This window comes from Tamlana sedimenti (genome assembly GCF_038148895.1).
GTDB lineage: Bacteria > Bacteroidota > Bacteroidia > Flavobacteriales > Flavobacteriaceae > Tamlana.
Map to the genome: position 1 here is coordinate 182,064 of NZ_JBBVGQ010000003.1, position 20,939 is coordinate 203,002.

The window sequence follows — 20,939 nt, forward strand, 5'->3', positions numbered from 1 at the left end:
AGAACAAGTTTCAAAGAAGATTTTTCATGCTTAACAAAGAAACCAAAAACGCTGATTTTAAAAACAAAGTACTAAAAAGCGCCCTAAGTTATTCCCATCACGAAACCCCAAAAATGTCACTAGCAGACAATACGTTCTTTCCCGTTGTCTTAATAAGGGAAATATCCCTTAGGCTACGAAAAAACAACAGATTGAAAAACAGCTTTCCTCGAGGCTACCTTTTAAACGGAATTTTTGATTATGCCCAAGCAACAAATAACAAAAAAACGATAGTATATATAGAAAAAACTGTAAATCGATTTGTAGAAAATATTGATAACGGCGAATTAAAGTACATAGACCAAGCCTGCATGGGCATGGTTTTAATTAAACTCTATGAGTACACAAAGAACGAAAAATATAGAAGTGCATGTGATAACATAGCCCATTGGTTATTAAAAAATATAGATTCCAAATACAATGTAATCTTATACAGACCAAACGTTAACTACCAATATGTCGATACCTTGGGAATGATATGTCCGTTTCTATTGGCCTATGCAACGGCCTTTAATAAAAATGAATTTATTGATTTGTCTAACAAGCAAATAATATTCTACATAAATCATGGTCTAAACAAAAATGGCATGCCCTATCATGCAATAGATCTTAATAACTTTTTTCCAATGGGCTCATCCAATTGGGGACGTGGTTTAGGTTGGTATATGCTTGCCCTAACGGCCACTTTAAAGTACACTGATACAGAAAACAATTCCATGTATGGCTATTTTAAAAATGAATTCGATAAAATAGCACCTCATTTGAAGAACTTAAAAAAAGATCAGTTTTGGGGGCAATTCATTGGAGTATCTAAAAACTGGCACAACGATACCTCGGTATCCTGTATGCTTTTTTATTCACTCTCACTTTTAAAAGAAGAAAATTGCTTTGAAGAGTTCTATAAATTCTTAAAGCCCCTAACCACAAAAAAAGGACAAGTAGACTACACATCTGGAGACACAGAAGACATCAATATTTACTCAAGAGAGTATGGAAAATCAGAACTCACCCAAGGCCTAATACTGTCAATATTTAAAAACGAAATAACTCCATGAAAAACATATTAATTAAAAATTTTAAAAACCTTAACAACTATGGTTCTGGCATGATGGGCCTTATTACCATAAAACAAATACATGAGCTTTTAAATGGGCAAGTTAGGTTTTATTCTGATTTTGATGAACATGCCGAAATGAAACAGATTTTAAATGAACTTAACGGTAATATTGAAGTCAATGTATACAAACCTCCAGTAATTGAAAACAAGTCTCCTATTAATTCCATTTCCAAACGGATTAGCACCCTAAAATATATTTTATCCAATAAAGGAGCGGATGATTTCGATATGGTAATTGTTTTAGGTGGAGATGATTTATCTGAATACTATGGCAAACATGTTTGGCCCGTTTTCCTATCGTTATATTCATGGTCATTTAAAACTAAAATTATTTTGTTTGGCCAAAGTATTGGTCCGTTCAAATTCTGGCTAAACAAGTTTTCTTTCAAAAAGTTAGCTAACCGATGTAAAATATTTACTCGAGACGAGTATTGCTTCAATTATTTAAAAGATGAACTAGGTATTACCAAAAATGTAACCCTTAGTGGAGACATTGCTTTTTTAAACTTACCGTTGGAAACTGACAAAGCTTACGAGCAAGAAATCCTGACAAGATATAACCTAAAACCAAACGGTTACATTAGTATAGTTATTTCGGGATTATTAGGTAAGTATTATACAGAAAGTAAAAGCGATTACTTTAACTCTTACAAGCAACTTATAGAAAGGTTAAAGGCACTTCCGGAAGTTTCTGGTAAAAAAATATGCTTCTTGTCGCATACCTTTCCGCCACATGGTGATGAAGCTGGCCTACTTGCCGAATTTGAATCTTATTTGGGCAGCGATACCGAGAATTTAGTTTTTATTAAAGACAAAGTTTATCAAGCTGGGGCACGTTTTATTTTGGGCAACGGCCTAATGACCATAACAGGAAGAATGCACGCCTCAGTATCTACTTTTGAAATGATTAAACCTTCCATTTCGCTCGCTTATAGCGTTAAATATTATGGCGTTATTGGTGATAATTTAAAGCGTAACGATTTAATTATAGACGCAAATACCCCTGCCTTATGGAGCAATGGGGAAATAGTAACGCTAATTATAGAAAAAGTCAAATATTTAATTGATAACTACAATACCATTATTCCTGAAATTGACACCGCTGTAAACACCCAAAAAAAACTAGTAAATTCGGCCTTTAATTCACTAACCAACAATTTATAATGACCGCACTCTCATTAATTATACCAGTTTATAACTTAGAGTTTTACATTGAAAAATGCCTAAACTCAATAGTGGGTCAAGATTTAGCTCCTGATCAATTTGAAGTTATCATAATTAATGACGGCTCGAAAGACAACTCGAAAGAAATCATTGAAAATTACACCTGCCAATATTCCAATTTTAAACTGTTTAACATTGAAAATGCAGGTGTAAGCAATGCACGTAATCAGGGCATTAAACATTCCAAGGGCAGCTTTTTGTTGTTTATTGATGGTGACGATTGGCTTGACAAAGGTGCCCTAACCAAAATTTATGATGCGATTAACCAAGACAAATTTGAAGTGGCTAAGTTTGGTTACACCAAAAGGTATGCTAACAAAAAATGGGAAGACATAATTTTAAATGACAAAATAAAGTTTGATAGTGGCTTGGACTTTGTTGTAAAAAGCAAATGTTCGTATTTTTATCCTTGGCAGTACGTTTTTTCTAGCAATCTAGTAAAATCGAACGGACTATTGTTCAATACAGATTTAACCTTTAGTGAAGACAAAGAGTTTTTAATAAGAGTGTTAGCTCATACAACACGTTTTAAGTATCTCGGGTTTAAGGTTTATAATTATAATTTAGAACGTGAATCCGCTGTATCATCAAAAATTTCTGATAAAAGTCTACGGGATTTGATTGATGCCAATGTTTTAATCTATACTTTCGCAAGATTAAAAGTAAAAGAGCCAAATCATAGGAAAGCTTTAGAAGATAATGCTATTTCATCAATTTCCAATTCTTACTATATTCTAACCACAAATAGTATTTGGAGGAGATTTTGGATTTGGAGAAACCACATTAACAACATCATTGAAAAAATTGATGTTGAAAAATCTAACAGGCTATCTTATTTTAATAGAAAAAATGGAATATTGTTTTACCTAAGGTACTACCTCCCAAGAGCTATATATCATAAAATAAAATGATTGATTTTATTCCCATAAAATATTATTCCTTTTTATATTATCAGTTTATTCTATTGATTGGTTTTATTACACTTTTCCATACATATGTATTAAAAGAGAGTGAAATAAAAGTCTTAATATTCAATCGTTTTTTTTCTCTTTTCGTTTTCTCAACGGTTTTATTTTACATCGGACTAAGACCTCTAAATGGTGTGTTTGTTGATATGACCACCTACGCACATTCATTTAATCAATATAAGCATGGCATGCCAATTTCTGATCATGGAGACATAGGTTTTGCTTATTTTCTAAAATTCACCTCCCAAATCATGTCTCAGGACATGTTCTTTTTATTATGTGCTTTTATATATATTTATCCGTTGTTTAAAGCTTGTAAAAATTGGTTTCCCTTCCATTACTTTTTTCCTTTTTTAATGCTTATCGGTTCGTTTTCTTTTTGGACCTATGGTGTAAATGGCATGAGAAACGGCATGGCCACATCGGTATTTATATTGGCATTATCGTATGTTTTTAAAAATAGAAAATTGGCTTTTATTTTTTTTGCTATAGCTTTAGCTTTACATAAAAGTATGATGTTACCATTAATGGCGTATTTGGTCACTACAATAATGACCGATACAAAAAAATACTATTTTTTTTGGGTTTTAGCTATTTTACTTTCAGTTACCATGGGAGGCGTTTGGGAAAATCTATTTGCAAGTTTGGGGTTTGGTGACGATAGGTTTGCCGCCTATTTGACACAGGAGGCCGATGCCTCAAAGTTCTCGTCAACTGGATTTCGATACGATTTTTTATTGTATGGAGCTGTCCCTCTTATGTTTGGTTACTTTTACATATTTAAAAAAGGCTATAACAATATAGAATATAAACGTATTCTTCATACATACATTGTTGCAAATGGCTTTTGGATTATGGTCATTAGAGCAAACTTTTCAAACCGATTTGCCTATTTATCTTGGTTTCTTATGGCCATAGTTATAGCCTACCCTTTATTTAAAGAAGCTTTAGTAAAAAAACAATTTAAAAAAATAGGTGTTATTATACTGCTATATTACGGATTCACATATGCTATGTATAATGTATATTATTAAAAATAAAATCTCAAACAAGCCATGGCCACACATAATATTTCTTTAAGCATAATTGTTCCGGTTTATAATGTAGAACATTACTTAGAAAAATGCATCCTTAGTCTTATTGATCAAGACTTAAACAAAAGCGATTATGAAATTATAGCAGTTAATGATGGTTCAACAGATAATAGTTTAGCAAAACTCCAAGGATTAAAAGAAGTTTACAACGACAATGTGAATTTAAAAATAATTTCCCAAGAAAATCAAGGACTAAGTGGAGCTCGCAATTCAGGTTTAAAGGTAGCTAACGGAGATTATATTATTTTTGTTGATTCAGATGATATTCTATTACCTAGTACAATTAAAAGCCTTGTTGAAACATCTCAAAAGAATCAGCTTGACATTTTAGAGTTTGGAGCCTCAGGTATTACCGAAACAGGACAAATAACTTTTACCCAAACTGCCTCTTCTAATGGTAAGGTTTTAAATGGAAAAAGCTATATCGAAAATATTTCTTACATGGGCTCAGCCTGTAACAAAGTTTATAGTTTAAATTTTTTAAATACCCATAAGCTTAGGTTTATGCCCAGGGTTTATATTGAAGACATAGAATTTAACACACGAGCCGTATATAAATGTGAAAGGATTATGGCTACCGATATGGTGGGCGCTCATTTTCTACAAAGGGAGGGCTCTATTACTAGAACCAAAAATTTTAACAAATCGAAAAAAATGATTTATGATATTTTTACTGTTCTAAGTTCTATCAACAATTTCGCGTTAACCGAGGTGCCTGAAAACTCAAAGGCTTACATTGTATTAAAAAGAAGGGTTTCATCATTAGTGGCTACGATGCTAAAACGGGTTTTGAAAGAAACAACGGACTTCAATATCTGCGAGGATATTTTAAATAAGTTAGAGGATTCAAACCTCTACCCTACTAAACACAAACCACTGGATTCATCAAAAGCACTTTTTATGTCTTATGCAAATAACAAAGCCCTATTTCGTTTATCCTGTAAGCTCTTTTGTAAATTAAATACAAGAAAATGAACAAAATTGCCATCATTATACTAGCTCACCACAACCCCGAGCAACTCAGCATACTCATTAATCACTTAAAAACCGATTTTGATCTATATGTCCAGATAGACAAAAAATCAGACCTTCAAATCAATGCTTTGCCTGTAGGCCAAAACATCTTTTACCATAAAGACATTGAAGTATATTGGGGTGATTTTAGTCAGGTCTTGAGCATGTATACAATTTTAAAAAATGCATATCTTAAAAAAGATTATGATAATTACCTTTATATTAGCGGAGATGACTTCCCAATTAAAACCAACACTTTTATTAAAAACTTTTTTAATAAAAACAAAAGCAGTATTTTTATGTACGCCAATCCACTACCCATTTCAACATGGGGATTTAACCATGGTTTTGATAGACTAGACCGCTATTGGTTTATGAAAATAAAATCTAGAAAATTTGTCAAGGCACTTGCTAGATTTACCTTATATCTACAGCGTTTGTTTTTCATAAAAAACAAAAGATTTCCCCTTAAATATTACGCCGGATCAAACTGGATTAACCTGACTAGGGAGAGCGTTACTTACATATTTAATTTTATCGAAAAAAACCCAACCTTTTTTAAAAGACTAAAATACTCAAGAGCTACTGATGAGTTATGGGCTCAGAGCATTTTAATGAATTCTCCTCTAAAGGAAAAAATTGTTAATCATGATTTAAGGTATATTGATTGGAGTAAAGGCCCAGACTACCCAAGAACTTTGGATTTAACGGATTATGATAACTTACTAGAGAGCGACGCCTTATTCGCTCGAAAAATTAACATTAAAAAAGACAAAGAATTATTGTTCAAAATATTAGGCTTGACTTCATTATAAGATAAAAAAAAACTGCTATTTTAAGCAGTTTTTTTTATCTTATAATATTTTTAATTTTTTAATTGTTATTCTCGGTTACTATATTTTCACAATTTACCTGCCTAATTTCTTTGTTAACGGCTAACTGATTGTTACGTATTGTTACATTTTTTGCGTTTTCTAAATACAACTCTTTTGGAGAAATGAAAATAGAACTTTCAATAGTCAAATTATCATTAGTGGTTTTTTCATTAAAGCCATAGAAGTAAACTGGTCGATGTTTAACATTTATGTTATCGTTTCTTATAATCACATTACTTGTTAATCCTCCAAATGAAAGATACCCATGACTTATTGTACGATCACTCTGCAAATCATTATTACTGATTTCGCTGTCATATAGTTCTCTTAAATAAAAGCCCTCTTTAAAATCACGAACTATGTTATCTTTAACTTCAATGTTTTGCCCCAATATACTTATGCCAGTATCAAATCCTGTAATTTCATTACCAATAATTTTGTTATTATGAACTCTTTTTACATCTTCAATACCGTTGTATAAAATGCCTATCGGAGTTTTTACCCCTGTTGATCTTTGAGTGATGGTATTATTTCTGATTGTCGTATTCCAAAACAATAATCCGCCAATTAAGTTATCGCAATCGTTATTTTCAATTAATATGTCATTTGCTGTAAAAAGCACAATATCTCCGGCATAATTACCCCTAAAAGTATTACCCCTAACAAAAACATTTTCTACTATTTGATAATCTACATATACACCATTTTCCATCTCTCTATGTGCCTCCATGTCAATACCAAACTGAGGGGCCACACCAGCAGAGGTATATGTTTTTATTTTACCATTTTCATCTAAAATATTTTCACCTCCACCTGCATTTAAAATAGTATTGTTCTCAATGTAAAGATATTCTCCGTCGCCGACCGTGATATTATTTCGTCTAGAACCATCAAGAGTGCAATTTCTTAAGGTAACATTTTTACAATAGATTGCTGGCGTATACTGCCTATGAGTACCTGAAGCAAAAACAAAAGCGTCGGCTATAGAATTTCTCATAGTAACACCGTCAACGACAACATCATGGGACCCAGCAATTGATATTAAAGATCCATATTCATGTGAATCTCTATTTATGCCAAATTCATCATTTATTGGTACATAATTATGCTCATATCTATCACCTATTATATTTCCACCAGTAATAGTTACATTTTTCTGTTTGAATGCATTCAAGACATTATATTTCGGCCAACTATTTGGTTGTACCCTAAGGTAAGTACTTGAACTCATTCTAAGATTAAAATTTGATGGAAGTGAAATACCATCTTTGAATGTTTGGTCATCCAAACTAAAGTTGCCTCCAACACCAACGTAACAATCCATTTTATCGATAGTTATTGTATTGACACCTATCGATGACGCAAAATCTATTATATCTTGAATAATTTCCTTATTCCGTCTTGCTACTTCATCAGATACATTGCCTTCTATAATACCCCATCGATTTGGGTCAAAATGAAAAACAGGATCTCTTAATATAGGGCTGGTTCCCGTAGTGGTTAGTGTTAGATTCAACAGTTGACCATCAATTGTCGTGTTTTCTGAAAAATTAAGGGTTCCATTGATGATATCTCCACCTTCGTACAGAATTGTTACGTCAGAAGGCAGATTAACCGTAGAGCCTCCTAAATCCAAAATACAGTTTATACTAACCGTATCGCCTGACTTCAAAAAACTCAAATCAAAATCACAAGGCAATGAGGCATCTACATCTTCATCCTCATTAATATTATCGACTTCATTTGTTTCAGATGGCTCTTCAATAATTTCGGTTATTAACTCTGTCTCAAAAAGTTCCTCGTTGTTGCACGACATTAACAACCCTATCGTGCCCATTAGGATAATGATGGTAGGTTTTAAGTTCATTTTCATAAGTTTAAGTTTTTTGGGGTATTTATTGTTGGGGCAATATTAAATAATTACGACGGAGGAATCATTGCTATTTTGTTTTTTTCGACTAAAAACATTGAATTAAAAAAATATTATCGATTAAGTGCGTTTTTTTTCGTTAAAATGACATTATTTAACGATAATCTTTTCGATGTTAACCCCTAGATTGGTTTTAACTTCCAAGAGATAAAAGCCCTTTAACATTTGACTAACATCAATTAATTTTTGATTTGAACTAAATAAAAGTTTACCTGTCATATCGTAAAAATTGACTTGAGTTAAAACCGTATCATCATTTAAAATTATATTCAAAATATTTCTTACAGGATTAGGAAAAATACGATAACCTGTTTTATCTGTTTGTTTAACGCCTAATATAGCTTTTGATGTGGCAACCCTGTTTTGAACTAAATCACAATTTTCACTGAAACCAGTTTGTGCGTCTTTGTTAGTCCAGTTGATTTCACTGTAAAGAGCGTTATCAACTTCAATACAGGTGAGATTAGGGTTGTTCGCAACTCGAAAGTTCGTTATTTTCAGATTGTTGCCGTTTTTAACGTTTAAGCTCTCAAGATTGTTGTTTGAGCAGCTTATTGTAGTCAGCGCCACATTATTGCTTAAATCTAAACTGGTCAAGTTGTTCAAGTAACAAGAAAGTACTTGAAGCGACAGGTTATTACTTAAATCTAAGCTTGTTAGCCTGTTGTAAACACAGTTTAAGGTTGTTAAAGACGTAAAGCCCTCTATCCCAGTTAAGTCCGTAATCCCTTTGTTGTAAAGGTTTAAACTTGTAGCAGCACTAATGTTGCTGGTTGCAACATAATCATCCAACACATCATCGTACCCTAGATCTATTAAAGCCTGTTCAAAGTTATCGTCGGGCACATAGGTTTGAGCCACAGGTACTGGGGCACTGCAATCTTCGCTGAAACCAGTTTGTACATCTTTGTTGGTCCAATTGCTTTCACTGTAAAGAGCGTTGTCAACTTCAATACAGGTCAAATTGGGGTTGTTCGCAACTCGAAAGTTCGTTATTTTCAGATTGTTGCCGTTTTTAACGGTTAAGCTCTCAAGATTGTTGTTTGAGCAGCTTATTGTAGTCAGCGCTACATTATTGCTTAAATCTAAACTGGTCAAGTTGTTCAAGTAACAAGAAAGTACTTGAAGCGACAGGTTATTACTTAAATCTAAGCTCGTTAGCCTGTTGTAAACACAGTTTAAGGTTGTTAAAGACGTAAAGCCCTCTATCCCCGTTAAGTCCGTAATCCCTTTGTTGTAAAGGTTTAAACTTGTAGCAGCACTAATGTTGCTGGTTGCAACATAATCATCCAACACATCATCGTACCCTAGATCTATTAAAGCCTGTTCAAAGTTATCGTCGGGCACATAGGTCTGTGCTATAGGTGCTGGGGCGCTACAATCTTCGCTGAAACCAGCCTGCGCATCTTTGTTGGTCCAGTTGCTTTCACTATAAAGAGCGTTGTCAACTTCAATACAGGTCAAATTGGGGTTATTGCCAACTCGAAAGTTCGTTATTTCGAGGTTATTACCGTTCTTAACGTTCAAGCTCTCAAGATAGTTGTAAGTACAGCTTATTGAGGTAAGCGCCACATTATTACTTAAATCCAAAGATGTTAAGTTGTTCAAATTACAAGAAAGCACCTGAAGTAACTGATTATTACTTAAATCTAAGCTGTTCAAGGTGTTTAAATTACAAGAAAGCTCTTGAAGCACCAAATTATTGCTTAAATCCAAACTAGCAATATTGTTATCAAGACAATATAAATAATTAAGTTTTGTGTTATTGCTTACATCCAAGTTGTTCAATCTGTTAGTACTACAATTTAAACTCTCCAAACCTATAAAATCCTCTATACCTGTCAAATCAGAAATACCCCTGTTAGATACATCTAAAGTTGTAATGCCAGTTAAATCATTTGTTGCCACATAATCATCCAGTACATCATCATACCCTAAGTCTATAAGCGCCTGTTCAAAATTGTCGTCAGGCACATAGGTTTGAGCCACAGGTACTGGGGCACTGCAATCTTCGCTGAAACCAGTTTGTACATCTTTGTTGGTCCAATTGCTTTCACTGTAAAGAGCGTTGTCAACCTCTATACAGGTGAGATTGGGGTTGTTCACAACTCGAAAGTTCGTTATTTTCAGATTGTTGCCGTTTTTAACGTTTAAGCTCTCAAGATTATTGTTTGCGCAACTTATTGTAGTCAGCGCCACATTATTGCTTAAATCTAAACTGGTCAAGTTGTTCAAGTAACAAGAAAGTACTTGAAGCGACAGGTTATTACTTAAATCTAAGCTCGTTAGCCTGTTGTAAACACAGTTTAAGGTTGTTAAAGACGTAAAGCCCTCTATCCCAGTTAAGTCCGTAATCCCTTTGTTGTAAAGGTTTAAACTTGTAGCAGCACTAATGTTGCTGGTTGCAACATAATCATCCAACACATCATCGTACCCTAGATCTATTAAAGCCTGTTCAAAGTTATCGTCGGGCACATAGGTAAGTTCGATTTCCACTGGAACTCCATCGCAGTTTGAACTAAAACTGGTCCCTGCGTCTATTTTATTCCAATTCGATTGACTATACTGTATATTGTCAACCTGAACACAAGTAAGACCTGGGTTACTAATGGCACTAAAGTTCACAATGTTTGAATTATTGCCGTTTTTTATATTTAAACTATTTAAATTATTGTAGTCAACATATAAAACTGTCAAATCCATATTATTGGATAAATCCAGACTAGTCACATAATTAAAACCACAATCTATAGATGTTAGCCTATTATTATCACTTAAATCAATACCTTTTAATTGGTTAAATGCACAAGATAAAACTTTTAACGCTGAATTCTTACTCAAATCAAGAACTTCCAAATTATTAAAGGAACAGTTCAAATTCAATAAATTAATAAATCCTTCTATACCCGTTAAATCAGAAATACCTTTATTATATAAATTCAAACTTGTAATCCCACCAATATTATTGGTAGACACATAATCATCCAGTACATTGTCATACCCTAAGTCGATGAGTGCCTGTTCAAAATTATTATCTGGCACGTAGATTTGTTGAGAAAAGAGAAAACCACTTATTAGAAATGACAACAGAAAGTTACAATAACGCAATTCTGTTTTTTTGTTGCTTATTTTATTTAAAAAGATTTTCATTATATAATTGATTTGAGAAAAGTAAAATTGCTAAAGTAATTTGTGAATGCTATTTATTAAAATCCAATAACCTTATTATAAAAGTTCAAAATAAAAGCAGGGTTAAATATTGTTCTCAACGACTATATTAACACAATTAACCTGTTTTATTTGTTTATTTACAGTAAGCACATTATTCCTAATAGTTACATTATTGGTAAGATCCAAATAAAGCTCTTTGGGAGATGTAAATTCACAACCATCAATGGTTAAACTATCATCAGCAGATTTTTTATTGAAGTTGAACAAATATAAAGGACGATGTTGAACATTTATTTTATCGTTTATAATCAAAACATTACTTGTGGAACCACTGAACGACAGGTAACCATAGCTAATTGCCCTATCACTTTGGTAATCGTTGTTACTAATTTCACTATCGTATAATTCCCTGATGTAAACAGCCTCCTTAAAGTCTCGAATTGTGTTATCTTTTATTTCAATATATTGACCTAATGTACTTATACCTGTATCAAAACCAGAAATTTGATTTCCAATTATTTTATTATTGTGAACTCTGGTTACACCAGAAATTCCATTATTTAGAATGCCTATAGACGTTTTTACACCCGTTGGTCTTTGCTTTAGAATATTGTTTCGAATTGTTGTATTCCAAAATAAAGAGCCTCCAATCAAGTTATCGCAATCATTGTTTTCAACTAAGACATCATTAGCCGTAAAAAGCACAATATCCCCCGTATAATTTCCCCTCAATGTATTCCCTCTAACAAAAACATGTTCAATAATTTGATAACTCACATACTCACCATTCACGACTTCTCGATGAGCTTCCATATCTATACCTAACTGTGGTGCCACACCAGCCGAAGTATAGGTTTTTATTTTTCCATTTTCATCCAATATATTTTCGCCTCCACCCGCATTGGTAATCGTGCAATTTTCGATATACAAATACTCTCCGTCACCAATAGTAATGTTATTTCGCCTAGAATTATCAATAACGCAATTCCTTACAGTTACATTCTTGCAAAATACTGGTGGATTATATTGTCTATGTGTTCCAGAAGCAAAAATAAAACCATCACCCGAAGAGTCTTTCATTGTAACGCCATCTACAATAACATTATGCGAACCGGCGGCAACGACTAAAGACCCCCATTCGTGAGAATCTCTACTTAGCCCAAATCCATCAGATATTGGGGAATAATCATGCGTGTAGCGATCTCCAATAATGTTTCCACCCTTTATTTCTACATTTTCTTTTTTAAATACATTAATTACATTGTATCTAGGCCATTTGTTAGGCTGAACCCGTATAAACGTATTTGAGGTCATTTCTAATTTAAAATTCGATGGTAGTGAAATGCCATTATCTAACGTATACTCGTCCAGAATAAAATTTCCGCCGACAGCTACATAACAATCCATCTTATCAATTACAACGGTAGTAACACCATAGCCGACTACCCTATCGATAAAATTTTGGATAATTTCTTTATTCCTTTCAGCTACCTCATCAGAAACTACACCTTCAACAATACCCCAGCGTTTTGGGTCAAATTCAAAAATTTGGCTACTTAAAATAGGGGCCGAACCTTCTATCTTTAAGGTTTTATTTAACAACCCTCCGGGTATAATGGTATTTCTGGAAAAATTAATTGTGCCATTGACAATTTTACACTTATCACCAGTAATTGTGACATCTGGAGGTAAACTAAAAGCTCCTCCACCAAGGTCTATGTTACTATTTAACAATACCCGGTCTCCAGGCTGAACAGCCATTAAATCATACAGATTACTTATCAGAACATCATAACAGGATTCTTTCCGGCTCTCATTGATTTCTTTTGAATCAGCCATTGTTAAAGCCCTCAAACCACCATTAGAAATAACTAAAAAAAACACGAAAACAAGAATAGATTCTCTAATCGGAAAAGAATATTGGCTTGCCCTAGCTAAAATGTTTTTGTGGGTTAAATCAATAAATTTAATTATTATGTCTATTAAATATTTTTTCTTTTTCATAGTTGTAATGATGATAAAAAAACAGAACAATTTCTTGATTATAAAAGTGAAAATTTAGAATTTTACCCTATTTACGTTTAAAAAATTAATTTGGATGCTTTATTTTTTTCGATTGCAAATATAATCAAACACTTTACCAATCTAACTAACTGTTAACAAAGTGTTTATAACTTTATTTATTGATTAAAATAGATAAGAAAACACTTGTTTAAATTACTAAAAAGTAAATAAATTTGTACATCATTTAATGTAATACATTTATATCTTTGCTTCTAATTTAGATTTTTGTTGATAACTTAATTCGATATGAAAAAAAAAATAATTAGAACAACTACTGTACCGGCATCATTTAACCTACTTCAAGGTCAGCTTGAGTTTCTGAATAAATATTATGAAATTAAAGGGGCCTCTTCTCCGATTGGAAACCATATCCAAAACATATCAAAACGAGAAGGCATATATATCGAACCTATTGAAATAACAAGAAGAATCAACCCTATAAAAGATTTAAAATCCTTATTTAAACTATATCAGTTTTTCAGAAAAGAAAAACCGTTTATTGTGCATTCTATAACCCCAAAGGCTGGCTTATTATCTATGGTTGCTGCATATTTTGCACGTGTTCCAAATAGAATCCACACGTTTACAGGACTTATCTTTCCAACCAAAACAGGTTTATCTAAAAAAGTATTGATTTTTACGGATAAAGTTTTATGCTTTTGTGCCACCAAAATTTTTCCAGAAGGAAATGGCGTGAAAAATGACCTTATAAATTACAGGATTACATCTAAACCATTAAAAGTTATCGCCAATGGAAATATAAACGGCATTGACCCAGACCATTTTAATCCCAATTTATTTGAAATTAATTTAAAAAAAACTCTCAAAAAAGAGCTGAAAATAGATGAGGAAGATATTGTTTTTATTTTTATTGGAAGACTTGTTGGAGACAAGGGAATAAATGAGTTAGTGGAGGCATTTTCTAGATTAAACAGAATCTATTCAAACACTAAATTATTACTGGTTGGTGATTTTGAAGAAGAATTAGACCCTTTAAGGGAGGAAACAATATTGGAGATAAAAACAAATAAAAATATAGTCTTCACAGAATGGGTTGATGATGTTCGCCCTTATTTATCAATTTCAAATGTTTTGACTTTTCCAAGTTACAGAGAAGGCTTTCCAAATGTAGTCTTGCAGGCCGGAGCAATGGGACTTCCAAGTATTGTAACAAATATTAATGGAAGTAATGAAATAATTCAAGAGGGGAAAAACGGAACTATAATACCCGCAAAAAGCATGTCCGCCCTTTATGATAAAATGAGTGATTTTTACACGAAAAAGATTGCTTACAGCAATATTCAATGTAGAGAATTAGTCACATCAAGATACAATAGACAACTGGTTTGGAATGCTATTTTGGAGGAATATAAAAAACTCTAATAGCATCTTTTCAGCGAAAAATTCAAAAAAAAAAAACTAGTTAACGGGAAAATTGTAAACATCAACGTATTTCTATTTATCTAAGTTTATTTGTCTCAAGATAATTCTATATTTGAACATCAGTTAAAAATACATCCCTCCAAATTACTGATGAAAACGTCAAACCTAAACTATTGAAATGATATATAAAACTACTATAAAACCTTTAATAGATTTTACAATTGCGCTTATATCAATTATTATACTATCCCCTGTAATCATCTTAACAACGTTACTTTTGTTTATTGTAAATGGCGGCAAACCATTTTTTATTCAAGAAAGACCGGGCAGAAACGAGCGTATTTTTAATATCATTAAGTTCAAGACAATGAACGACAAGACGGATGCCGATGGCAATCTACTTTCAGACTCAGAAAGGCTAACAAAAGTAGGGTTATTTGTCAGGAAAGCTTCAATTGATGAGATTCCACAATTGTTCAATGTGTTGAAAGGAGATATGTCCATTATTGGCCCAAGACCACTACTTCCTAGATACCTTCCATATTACACTAATGAAGAGCGTATGAGGCATCAAGTAAAACCAGGAATAACCGGGCTAGCCCAAGTTAATGGAAGAAATTTTTTAGATTGGGAACCCAGGCTTAAACTGGATATAGCATATGTCCAGAAAATATCTTTTAAAACCGATTTAAAGATATTGGTAAAAACCATTTACAAGGTTCTAGCTTCAAAAGATATTGCAACTGATGCTACAAAAGTACAACCTTATTTGGATGAATTAAGAAAAAAATATAGAGAGCAAAATGCATAACCCTCAATAAAACCAGTGTTACAAATACTATCGGTAAAAGACAACGATCTTTTAATTGAACTGTATTTTAAAAAATTGTAATTTGAACTTGTTATATTTTAAAGCAAAAAAAGAAATATGAATGTATTAATAACCTCAGCAGGGCGTAGAGTATCTTTAGTAATGGCTTTTAAAGAAGAGCTAGCAAAAGTTTTTAGCGGAGCAAAAGTTTTTACAGTGGATTTTGAACCAAAATTGTCCGCTGCCTGTTATGCCTCCGACCAATCTTTTGACGTTCCAAAAGTAAATGACTCAAATTACATTTCTTCCTTGTTAAACATTTGCCTAGAAAACAATGTGAAAATTGTTATACCCACCATTGATACAGAGCTTATGACACTTTCTAAAAACAAATACAAGTTTTTAGAAAAAGGAATCAATGTAATTGTATCATCAATCTCGTTTGTAAAAAAATGTAGGGATAAGTATAGTATACATGATTTTTTTATAAAAAACAACATTCAAGTAGCAAAAGAATACAGCCGCGACAACTACAAACTACCTTTGTTTTTAAAACCATATGATGGAAGCCGAAGCATCGATACTTTCATAATAAAAAGTGAGGAAGACATAAATTCTAGACATTTAGAAAATAAAAAACTAATGTTTTTAGAGTATCTGGACCACCAATTATACGATGAGTATACCTGCGACATGTACTATGACAAAAACAATGATTTAAAATGTGTCGTTCCGCGTAAAAGGATTGAAACCAGAGATGGGGAGGTGAGTAAAGGCATTACAGAAAAAAATGATATCATTGAATTTTTCAAGCAGCGTTTGCCCCATATAGATGGTGCCATTGGGTGCTTAACAGTTCAAGTATTTAAGAATAAAGTCAACAACAGTATTATTGGAATAGAAATTAATCCAAGGTTTGGTGGTGGATTTCCCCTCACCTATTTATCTGGAGCAAATTATGTTAAGTGGATATTGGACGAATACCTATTTGATAAAAAGATAGAAAATGGATTTGATTGTTGGCAGAATAATTTATTAATGCTGCGATTTGATAAGGAAATATTGATAAATGATTTTAAAAATTAGTAATACAGTGGTTGTGTTCGACCTTGACGACACTTTGTACAACGAAATTGATTTTTTGAAATCGGCTTACAAAGCTATAGCATGCAAATTAGAAAAAGATAATTGGCAATTTTTATATGCGCATATGTTATCAATTTACCGAAATAAAAAGGATGTATTTGGTTTTTTGTCTGAACGTTATCTGGTTGAAAAAAAATGTTTGCTAAATGAATACAGAGAACATGTCCCAAAATTGAAACCTTTCGGTCATGTCATTGCGTTTTTAAAAAAAATAAAACAGATGGGAGGTAAAGTAGCAATTATTACAGATGGAAGAGAAAAAACTCAAAAAAATAAACTTAATAGTTTAGGCATTGATAAATACCTCGACTTATTAGTAGTTTCTGAAACAATTGGGACGGAAAAGCCTAACGAGAACAATTACAAAATTGTGGAATCATGCTACCCAAATCATGATTACATCTATATTGGCGACAATTATAAAAAGGATTTTATTACCCCAAATATCCGAAAATGGACAACCATTGGAATTATAGATAATGGTTTAAACGTCCATAACAACTTTTTTAAGTTTTCTTCAAGCGAGAAGCATATTCCCTCATATTTTATAAACAGTTATAGTGAAATTCTATTAATTAACAATTAATTTTATGAGCAGTAGTTTAGTCGAAATATATACAAAACAAGAGTGGGATGCCTGTATCAAACGATGTGATTTCTTTGATTTTTACCACACTTACGACTATCATCAATTGGCAAAATTGGATGACGAGTTCCCTGTTCTCCTCAAATATGAAAATAATGGTGTTCTCATAGCCATCCCCCTACTTATTCGAAAGATAAATGGAACAACTTACAAAGATGCCACTTCCGTTTATGGCTATCCTGGCCCAATTACAAAAGGAGTTACATCAAATTTCGATAATACAATTTTTAAGAATTTTTTAACAGACTATTTTGAGTCCAACAATTTTATATCCGTTTTTTCCAGATTAAATCCATACATTAAAAGTCAATGCCCCGCATTGTCTGGCATGGGCAATATAGTCAATCATGGTAAAGTTGTTAATATAAATATTAAGCTTCCTTTAAAGGAACAGCGCAAAACTTTCCAAAGCAGATTAAGAACTCATATTAATAAATCTCGCAGAAATTGTTCTATTAAAGAGGCCTCATCTGAAAATGACCTTCAAGAATTCATCAATATATATTATGAAAACATGGACAGGGTCAATGCTAAAATCTCTTACTATTTTAGTAAAGCCTATTTTGAAAAAATTATGAAATCAAAGGATTTCGAATCCATTATATTGTTAGCCACTGATAATGAAACAAAAACAACGATATCTGGTTGTTTATTTGTTATAACAAATAATATAGTTCAATATCATTTATCTGGCTCCAAAAATGATTTTTTATATTTAACTCCGACAAAACTGCTAATTGATGAAATGCGTATTTTGGCAACAAAACGAAATTTAGACTTTTTTAATCTTGGTGGTGGTCTAGGGGGTAGAGCTGACGATTCTTTATTTAGATTTAAATCATCATTTTCCAAAGATTTCAAAAATTTCAATTTATGGAAATGGATTGTTAATAATGACGTTTACCAAGATTTAGCAGAAAGTAAAAGAGCCGTTTCCGATTCAGATTTCTTTCCTTTATATAGGTCTGTGGATGAGATAAAATATTAATTTGTGGTAACTGAGAATCCATTTACTTCAGAAACATTTGTTACATCATGGTCTGGACATTTTATTCAAAATGAGAAGACACATAGGTTTGGTTTCATTGATGGAGTTTCGTTCTTTAAAAGCCATAAAAAGCTCGCCATATATACAAACGTCGGAAAGAATCTAACCAAAGGGTTGTCATATCGGTTAAATCCTTTTGAAGACCCTAGACATTATGGCAAAAAAACATTGCTCATCTACGATATTCCAGAGTATTTTAATGTTACCATTGAAAACTTGCCTACATCTTTAAGGTTAATAAAGATTAGGCAATACAAGGGTTTTATAGCTAAATTGGATGCTTATAAAAATTTTGATGACTACTTTCAAAAAACATTTAGCAAAAAAAGCCGGTATAAATTTAAAAGCTACCAAAGGAACTTAGAAAACTGTTTTGATGTTAAATACGTAAACTATTTTGGGCAAATAAGCAAAGAAGAATACGATGTTGTATTTAACGCTTTTCACGCCATGTTGAAAAGACGTTTTGATGAAAAATCTGAAGCCAACAACAACTTGGAAGATGAAGAATGGAATTTTTATTACGACACGGCCTACAAACTAATCCTTGAAAAAAAAGCTTCACTTTACGTTATTTATGACGGAAAAAAGCCTATTGCCATATCCCTAAATTATTTATCAAAGGATATTCTTTTTTTCGCCATGACCTCGTTTGATGTTGATTATTTTAAATTCAATGTAGGTAAAGTCCATTTGATGGAGCTTTTTAAATGGTGCTTTGAAAACAATATGAAAACATTCGATTTTTCAAAAGGCTACTATGATTATAAAGAGCGTTGGGGAAACGAACAGTACCATTTTGAATATCATATTCTATATGACCCAAAATCTATTACTAGCGTAATTGCTGCGAAAGCTATGGCGATGGTTTTTAAATTCAAACAACATTTAAGAGATCGGGAGTTAACGCAAAAAATCAATAGACTAAAGCGTTTTTTGAAACCCGAAAAAGAAGCAGTTAAAGAAAAAGTTGTAAAAGAAATTGAACTGGAAACTTTGGATGGTTTGGAAAAAAACATGGAAGAAATTAAGCTTGATGATAGTTTAAGCTATTTAAGAAGACATGTTTATGATTTTTTGTATTTAAGCAATTTACATATCAAAAACCTTAAATTGTATAAGCTTAAAAATGATGTAAAAAACACGTTCATTTTAAAGGGAACCGAGCAATTCAAGGTATTGGAAGTAACGGAAAGTTAAATCGACATTTTCAAAATAACTTCTAAAATGTAAAAACATACTTTATGTTTCATAACATTCGCATAAAAAATAATTTTTACTCTAACTTATTTGAAAAGGAAAAGATTTCAAATGTTTTTGAGCGGTTAAGCATAAAAGATGGTAATACCTGCATTTATAAATCTGCAGTAAAAAGCAAACCCAAACCAAATGTTAATGCACAAACATTGGTTCCTGATTACTTGGAATTCGAGTTAATTGAACCACTAAAGGCTAAAAAAGTCTTCCAAAAAAAAGGTTATGCCATAAACACAGCTTCAATTTCAGATATTGAAACTTACTTAAAGGAAACCTCTGGAACAAACTTCAAAAAAAATGTTGTCCGTTCACTAAAAAGATTAGAACATTGCTTCAACATCACTTACAAAATGTTTTATGGTGAAATTGACCAAGATGAATATGCTTTTTTAATGGACAACCTTGTAGCTATGATAAGGAAGCGTTTTCAGGAACGCAAGGGGCGCAACCGGGTTATTGAAAACTGGGACTATTATAAAAAGATTAGTTTCAACTTAATCAACAAAAAAAAGGCCTCTTTATTTGTTATTTATAGCGGTGAAAACCCAATAGAAATTTCTTTAAACTTTCATGCAGGATCTGTAATGTATAGTGCTATTTCATCATATAGTTTAGATTATCATAAATTCAGCATGGGCAACATAGACATCTATAAGCAATTGGAATGGTGCCTTGAAAACAAAATCACCCTATTTGATATGGGCTACGGTGACTTTGATTACAAAATGAAATGGAGCAATTGGGCATATGATTTTAACACACTGGTTATTTCAAACAAAAACAATTTAGTTGCAAAAGTGTATGCTTACTATTTAAGAAATAAGTACAATCTAATCAACTATCTTATTTCTAAAAACGTAAGCGATATGGTTAGAGGTTTTATTTCAAAATTAAAATCCAATAACCCTGTTGGGACCGATGGATATGAAAATTATACAATGGATGAAATACAACAGTTTTCAAACAATAAGGCCAACAAAGTAGAAAGCTTAAATGGCGCATATTCATTTTTACAAAAACCATTAAATGAATTTTTGTACGCACATAGCGAACATATTGACAATGTTAAGATTTACAAATTAAATAGTGAAAACAAAACATTTGTTTTTGAAAGCCCCAAAAATAGTAACAAGCTAGTTTTTCAGAATTAAA

The 20,939-nt window shown here is 32.2% G+C and carries 16 protein-coding genes; 13 read left to right on the top strand and 3 right to left on the bottom strand.

Features of this window, described 5'->3' with window-relative positions; translation table 11 throughout:
- The first annotated feature begins 26 nt into the window (after nucleotides 1-26).
- Genes WJN01_RS09175 through WJN01_RS09200 form a run of 6 tightly spaced genes read left to right on the top strand, consistent with a single transcriptional unit; the run spans nucleotide 27 to nucleotide 6,271 of the window.
- Nucleotides 27-1,094: a glycoside hydrolase family 88 protein gene (locus WJN01_RS09175; RefSeq protein WP_445196857.1), complete on the top strand. Its 1,068-nt coding sequence runs from the start codon at nucleotides 27-29 to the stop codon at nucleotides 1,092-1,094.
- Entirely contained in the window at nucleotides 1,091-2,320 is a 1,230-nt protein-coding gene (locus tag WJN01_RS09180) for a polysaccharide pyruvyl transferase family protein (RefSeq protein ID WP_445196858.1), read from the top strand. Before WJN01_RS09175 ends, WJN01_RS09180 begins: the two co-directional genes overlap by 4 nt.
- A complete protein-coding gene (locus WJN01_RS09185) occupies nucleotides 2,320-3,291 on the top strand; it encodes a glycosyltransferase family 2 protein (protein WP_445196859.1) in 972 nt (323 codons plus the stop codon). Before WJN01_RS09180 ends, WJN01_RS09185 begins: the two co-directional genes overlap by 1 nt.
- Entirely contained in the window at nucleotides 3,288-4,382 is a 1,095-nt protein-coding gene (locus tag WJN01_RS09190; protein ID WP_445196860.1) for an EpsG family protein, read from the top strand. Before WJN01_RS09185 ends, WJN01_RS09190 begins: the two co-directional genes overlap by 4 nt.
- 21 nt (nucleotides 4,383-4,403) lie before the next feature.
- On the top strand, nucleotides 4,404-5,417 hold the full coding sequence (locus tag WJN01_RS09195) for a glycosyltransferase (protein ID WP_445196861.1): 1,014 nt from the start codon (nucleotides 4,404-4,406) through the stop codon (nucleotides 5,415-5,417).
- Nucleotides 5,414-6,271 carry a beta-1,6-N-acetylglucosaminyltransferase gene (locus WJN01_RS09200; protein WP_445196862.1) on the top strand — a complete coding sequence of 286 codons (858 nt, stop codon included), beginning with the start codon at nucleotides 5,414-5,416 and terminating at the stop codon, nucleotides 6,269-6,271. The genes WJN01_RS09195 and WJN01_RS09200 overlap by 4 nt, the downstream gene beginning before the upstream one ends.
- Nucleotides 6,272-6,329: 58 nt before the next feature.
- On the opposite strand, the gene WJN01_RS09205 is transcribed toward WJN01_RS09200, so the two are convergent.
- From WJN01_RS09205 to WJN01_RS09215, 3 genes are all read right to left on the bottom strand, one after another.
- The gene (locus WJN01_RS09205; protein ID WP_445196863.1) at nucleotides 6,330-8,198 is read right to left on the bottom strand and encodes a right-handed parallel beta-helix repeat-containing protein; all 1,869 of its coding nucleotides are present in this window, start codon (nucleotides 8,196-8,198) and stop codon (nucleotides 6,330-6,332) included.
- Nucleotides 8,199-8,351: 153 nt separating this feature from the next.
- A complete protein-coding gene (locus WJN01_RS09210; protein ID WP_445196864.1) occupies nucleotides 8,352-11,411 on the bottom strand; it encodes a T9SS type A sorting domain-containing protein in 3,060 nt (1,019 codons plus the stop codon).
- Nucleotides 11,412-11,513: 102 nt separating this feature from the next.
- The gene (locus WJN01_RS09215) at nucleotides 11,514-13,271 is read right to left on the bottom strand and encodes a right-handed parallel beta-helix repeat-containing protein (RefSeq protein WP_445196865.1); all 1,758 of its coding nucleotides are present in this window, start codon (nucleotides 13,269-13,271) and stop codon (nucleotides 11,514-11,516) included.
- Nucleotides 13,272-13,742: 471 nt separating this feature from the next.
- Here WJN01_RS09215 and WJN01_RS09220 point away from each other — a divergent pair, with 471 nt between their 5' ends.
- The 7 genes from WJN01_RS09220 to WJN01_RS09250 all read left to right on the top strand — a co-directional run bounded on the left by WJN01_RS09220 (nucleotide 13,743) and on the right by WJN01_RS09250 (nucleotide 20,938).
- The gene (locus tag WJN01_RS09220) at nucleotides 13,743-14,879 is read left to right on the top strand and encodes a glycosyltransferase family 4 protein (RefSeq protein ID WP_445196866.1); all 1,137 of its coding nucleotides are present in this window, start codon (nucleotides 13,743-13,745) and stop codon (nucleotides 14,877-14,879) included.
- A gap of 181 nt (nucleotides 14,880-15,060) precedes the next feature.
- On the top strand, nucleotides 15,061-15,690 hold the full coding sequence (locus WJN01_RS09225; RefSeq protein ID WP_445197070.1) for a sugar transferase: 630 nt from the start codon (nucleotides 15,061-15,063) through the stop codon (nucleotides 15,688-15,690).
- Between the two features lie 117 nt (nucleotides 15,691-15,807).
- Nucleotides 15,808-16,776: an ATP-grasp domain-containing protein gene (locus WJN01_RS09230; RefSeq protein WP_445196867.1), complete on the top strand. Its 969-nt coding sequence runs from the start codon at nucleotides 15,808-15,810 to the stop codon at nucleotides 16,774-16,776.
- Entirely contained in the window at nucleotides 16,760-17,422 is a 663-nt protein-coding gene (locus WJN01_RS09235) for an HAD family hydrolase (protein ID WP_445196868.1), read from the top strand. Before WJN01_RS09230 ends, WJN01_RS09235 begins: the two co-directional genes overlap by 17 nt.
- Before the next feature lie 4 nt (nucleotides 17,423-17,426).
- Complete coding sequence (locus WJN01_RS09240) at nucleotides 17,427-18,470, top strand: peptidoglycan bridge formation glycyltransferase FemA/FemB family protein (RefSeq protein WP_445196869.1); 1,044 nt, start codon at nucleotides 17,427-17,429, stop codon at nucleotides 18,468-18,470.
- A gap of 3 nt (nucleotides 18,471-18,473) precedes the next feature.
- Nucleotides 18,474-19,730 carry a GNAT family N-acetyltransferase gene (locus tag WJN01_RS09245; RefSeq protein WP_445196870.1) on the top strand — a complete coding sequence of 419 codons (1,257 nt, stop codon included), beginning with the start codon at nucleotides 18,474-18,476 and terminating at the stop codon, nucleotides 19,728-19,730.
- Nucleotides 19,731-19,774: 44 nt separating this feature from the next.
- Nucleotides 19,775-20,938, top strand: coding sequence for a GNAT family N-acetyltransferase (locus WJN01_RS09250; protein WP_445196871.1), 1,164 nt, complete (start codon nucleotides 19,775-19,777; stop codon nucleotides 20,936-20,938).
- The last annotated feature ends 1 nt before the right edge of the window (nucleotide 20,939 follow it).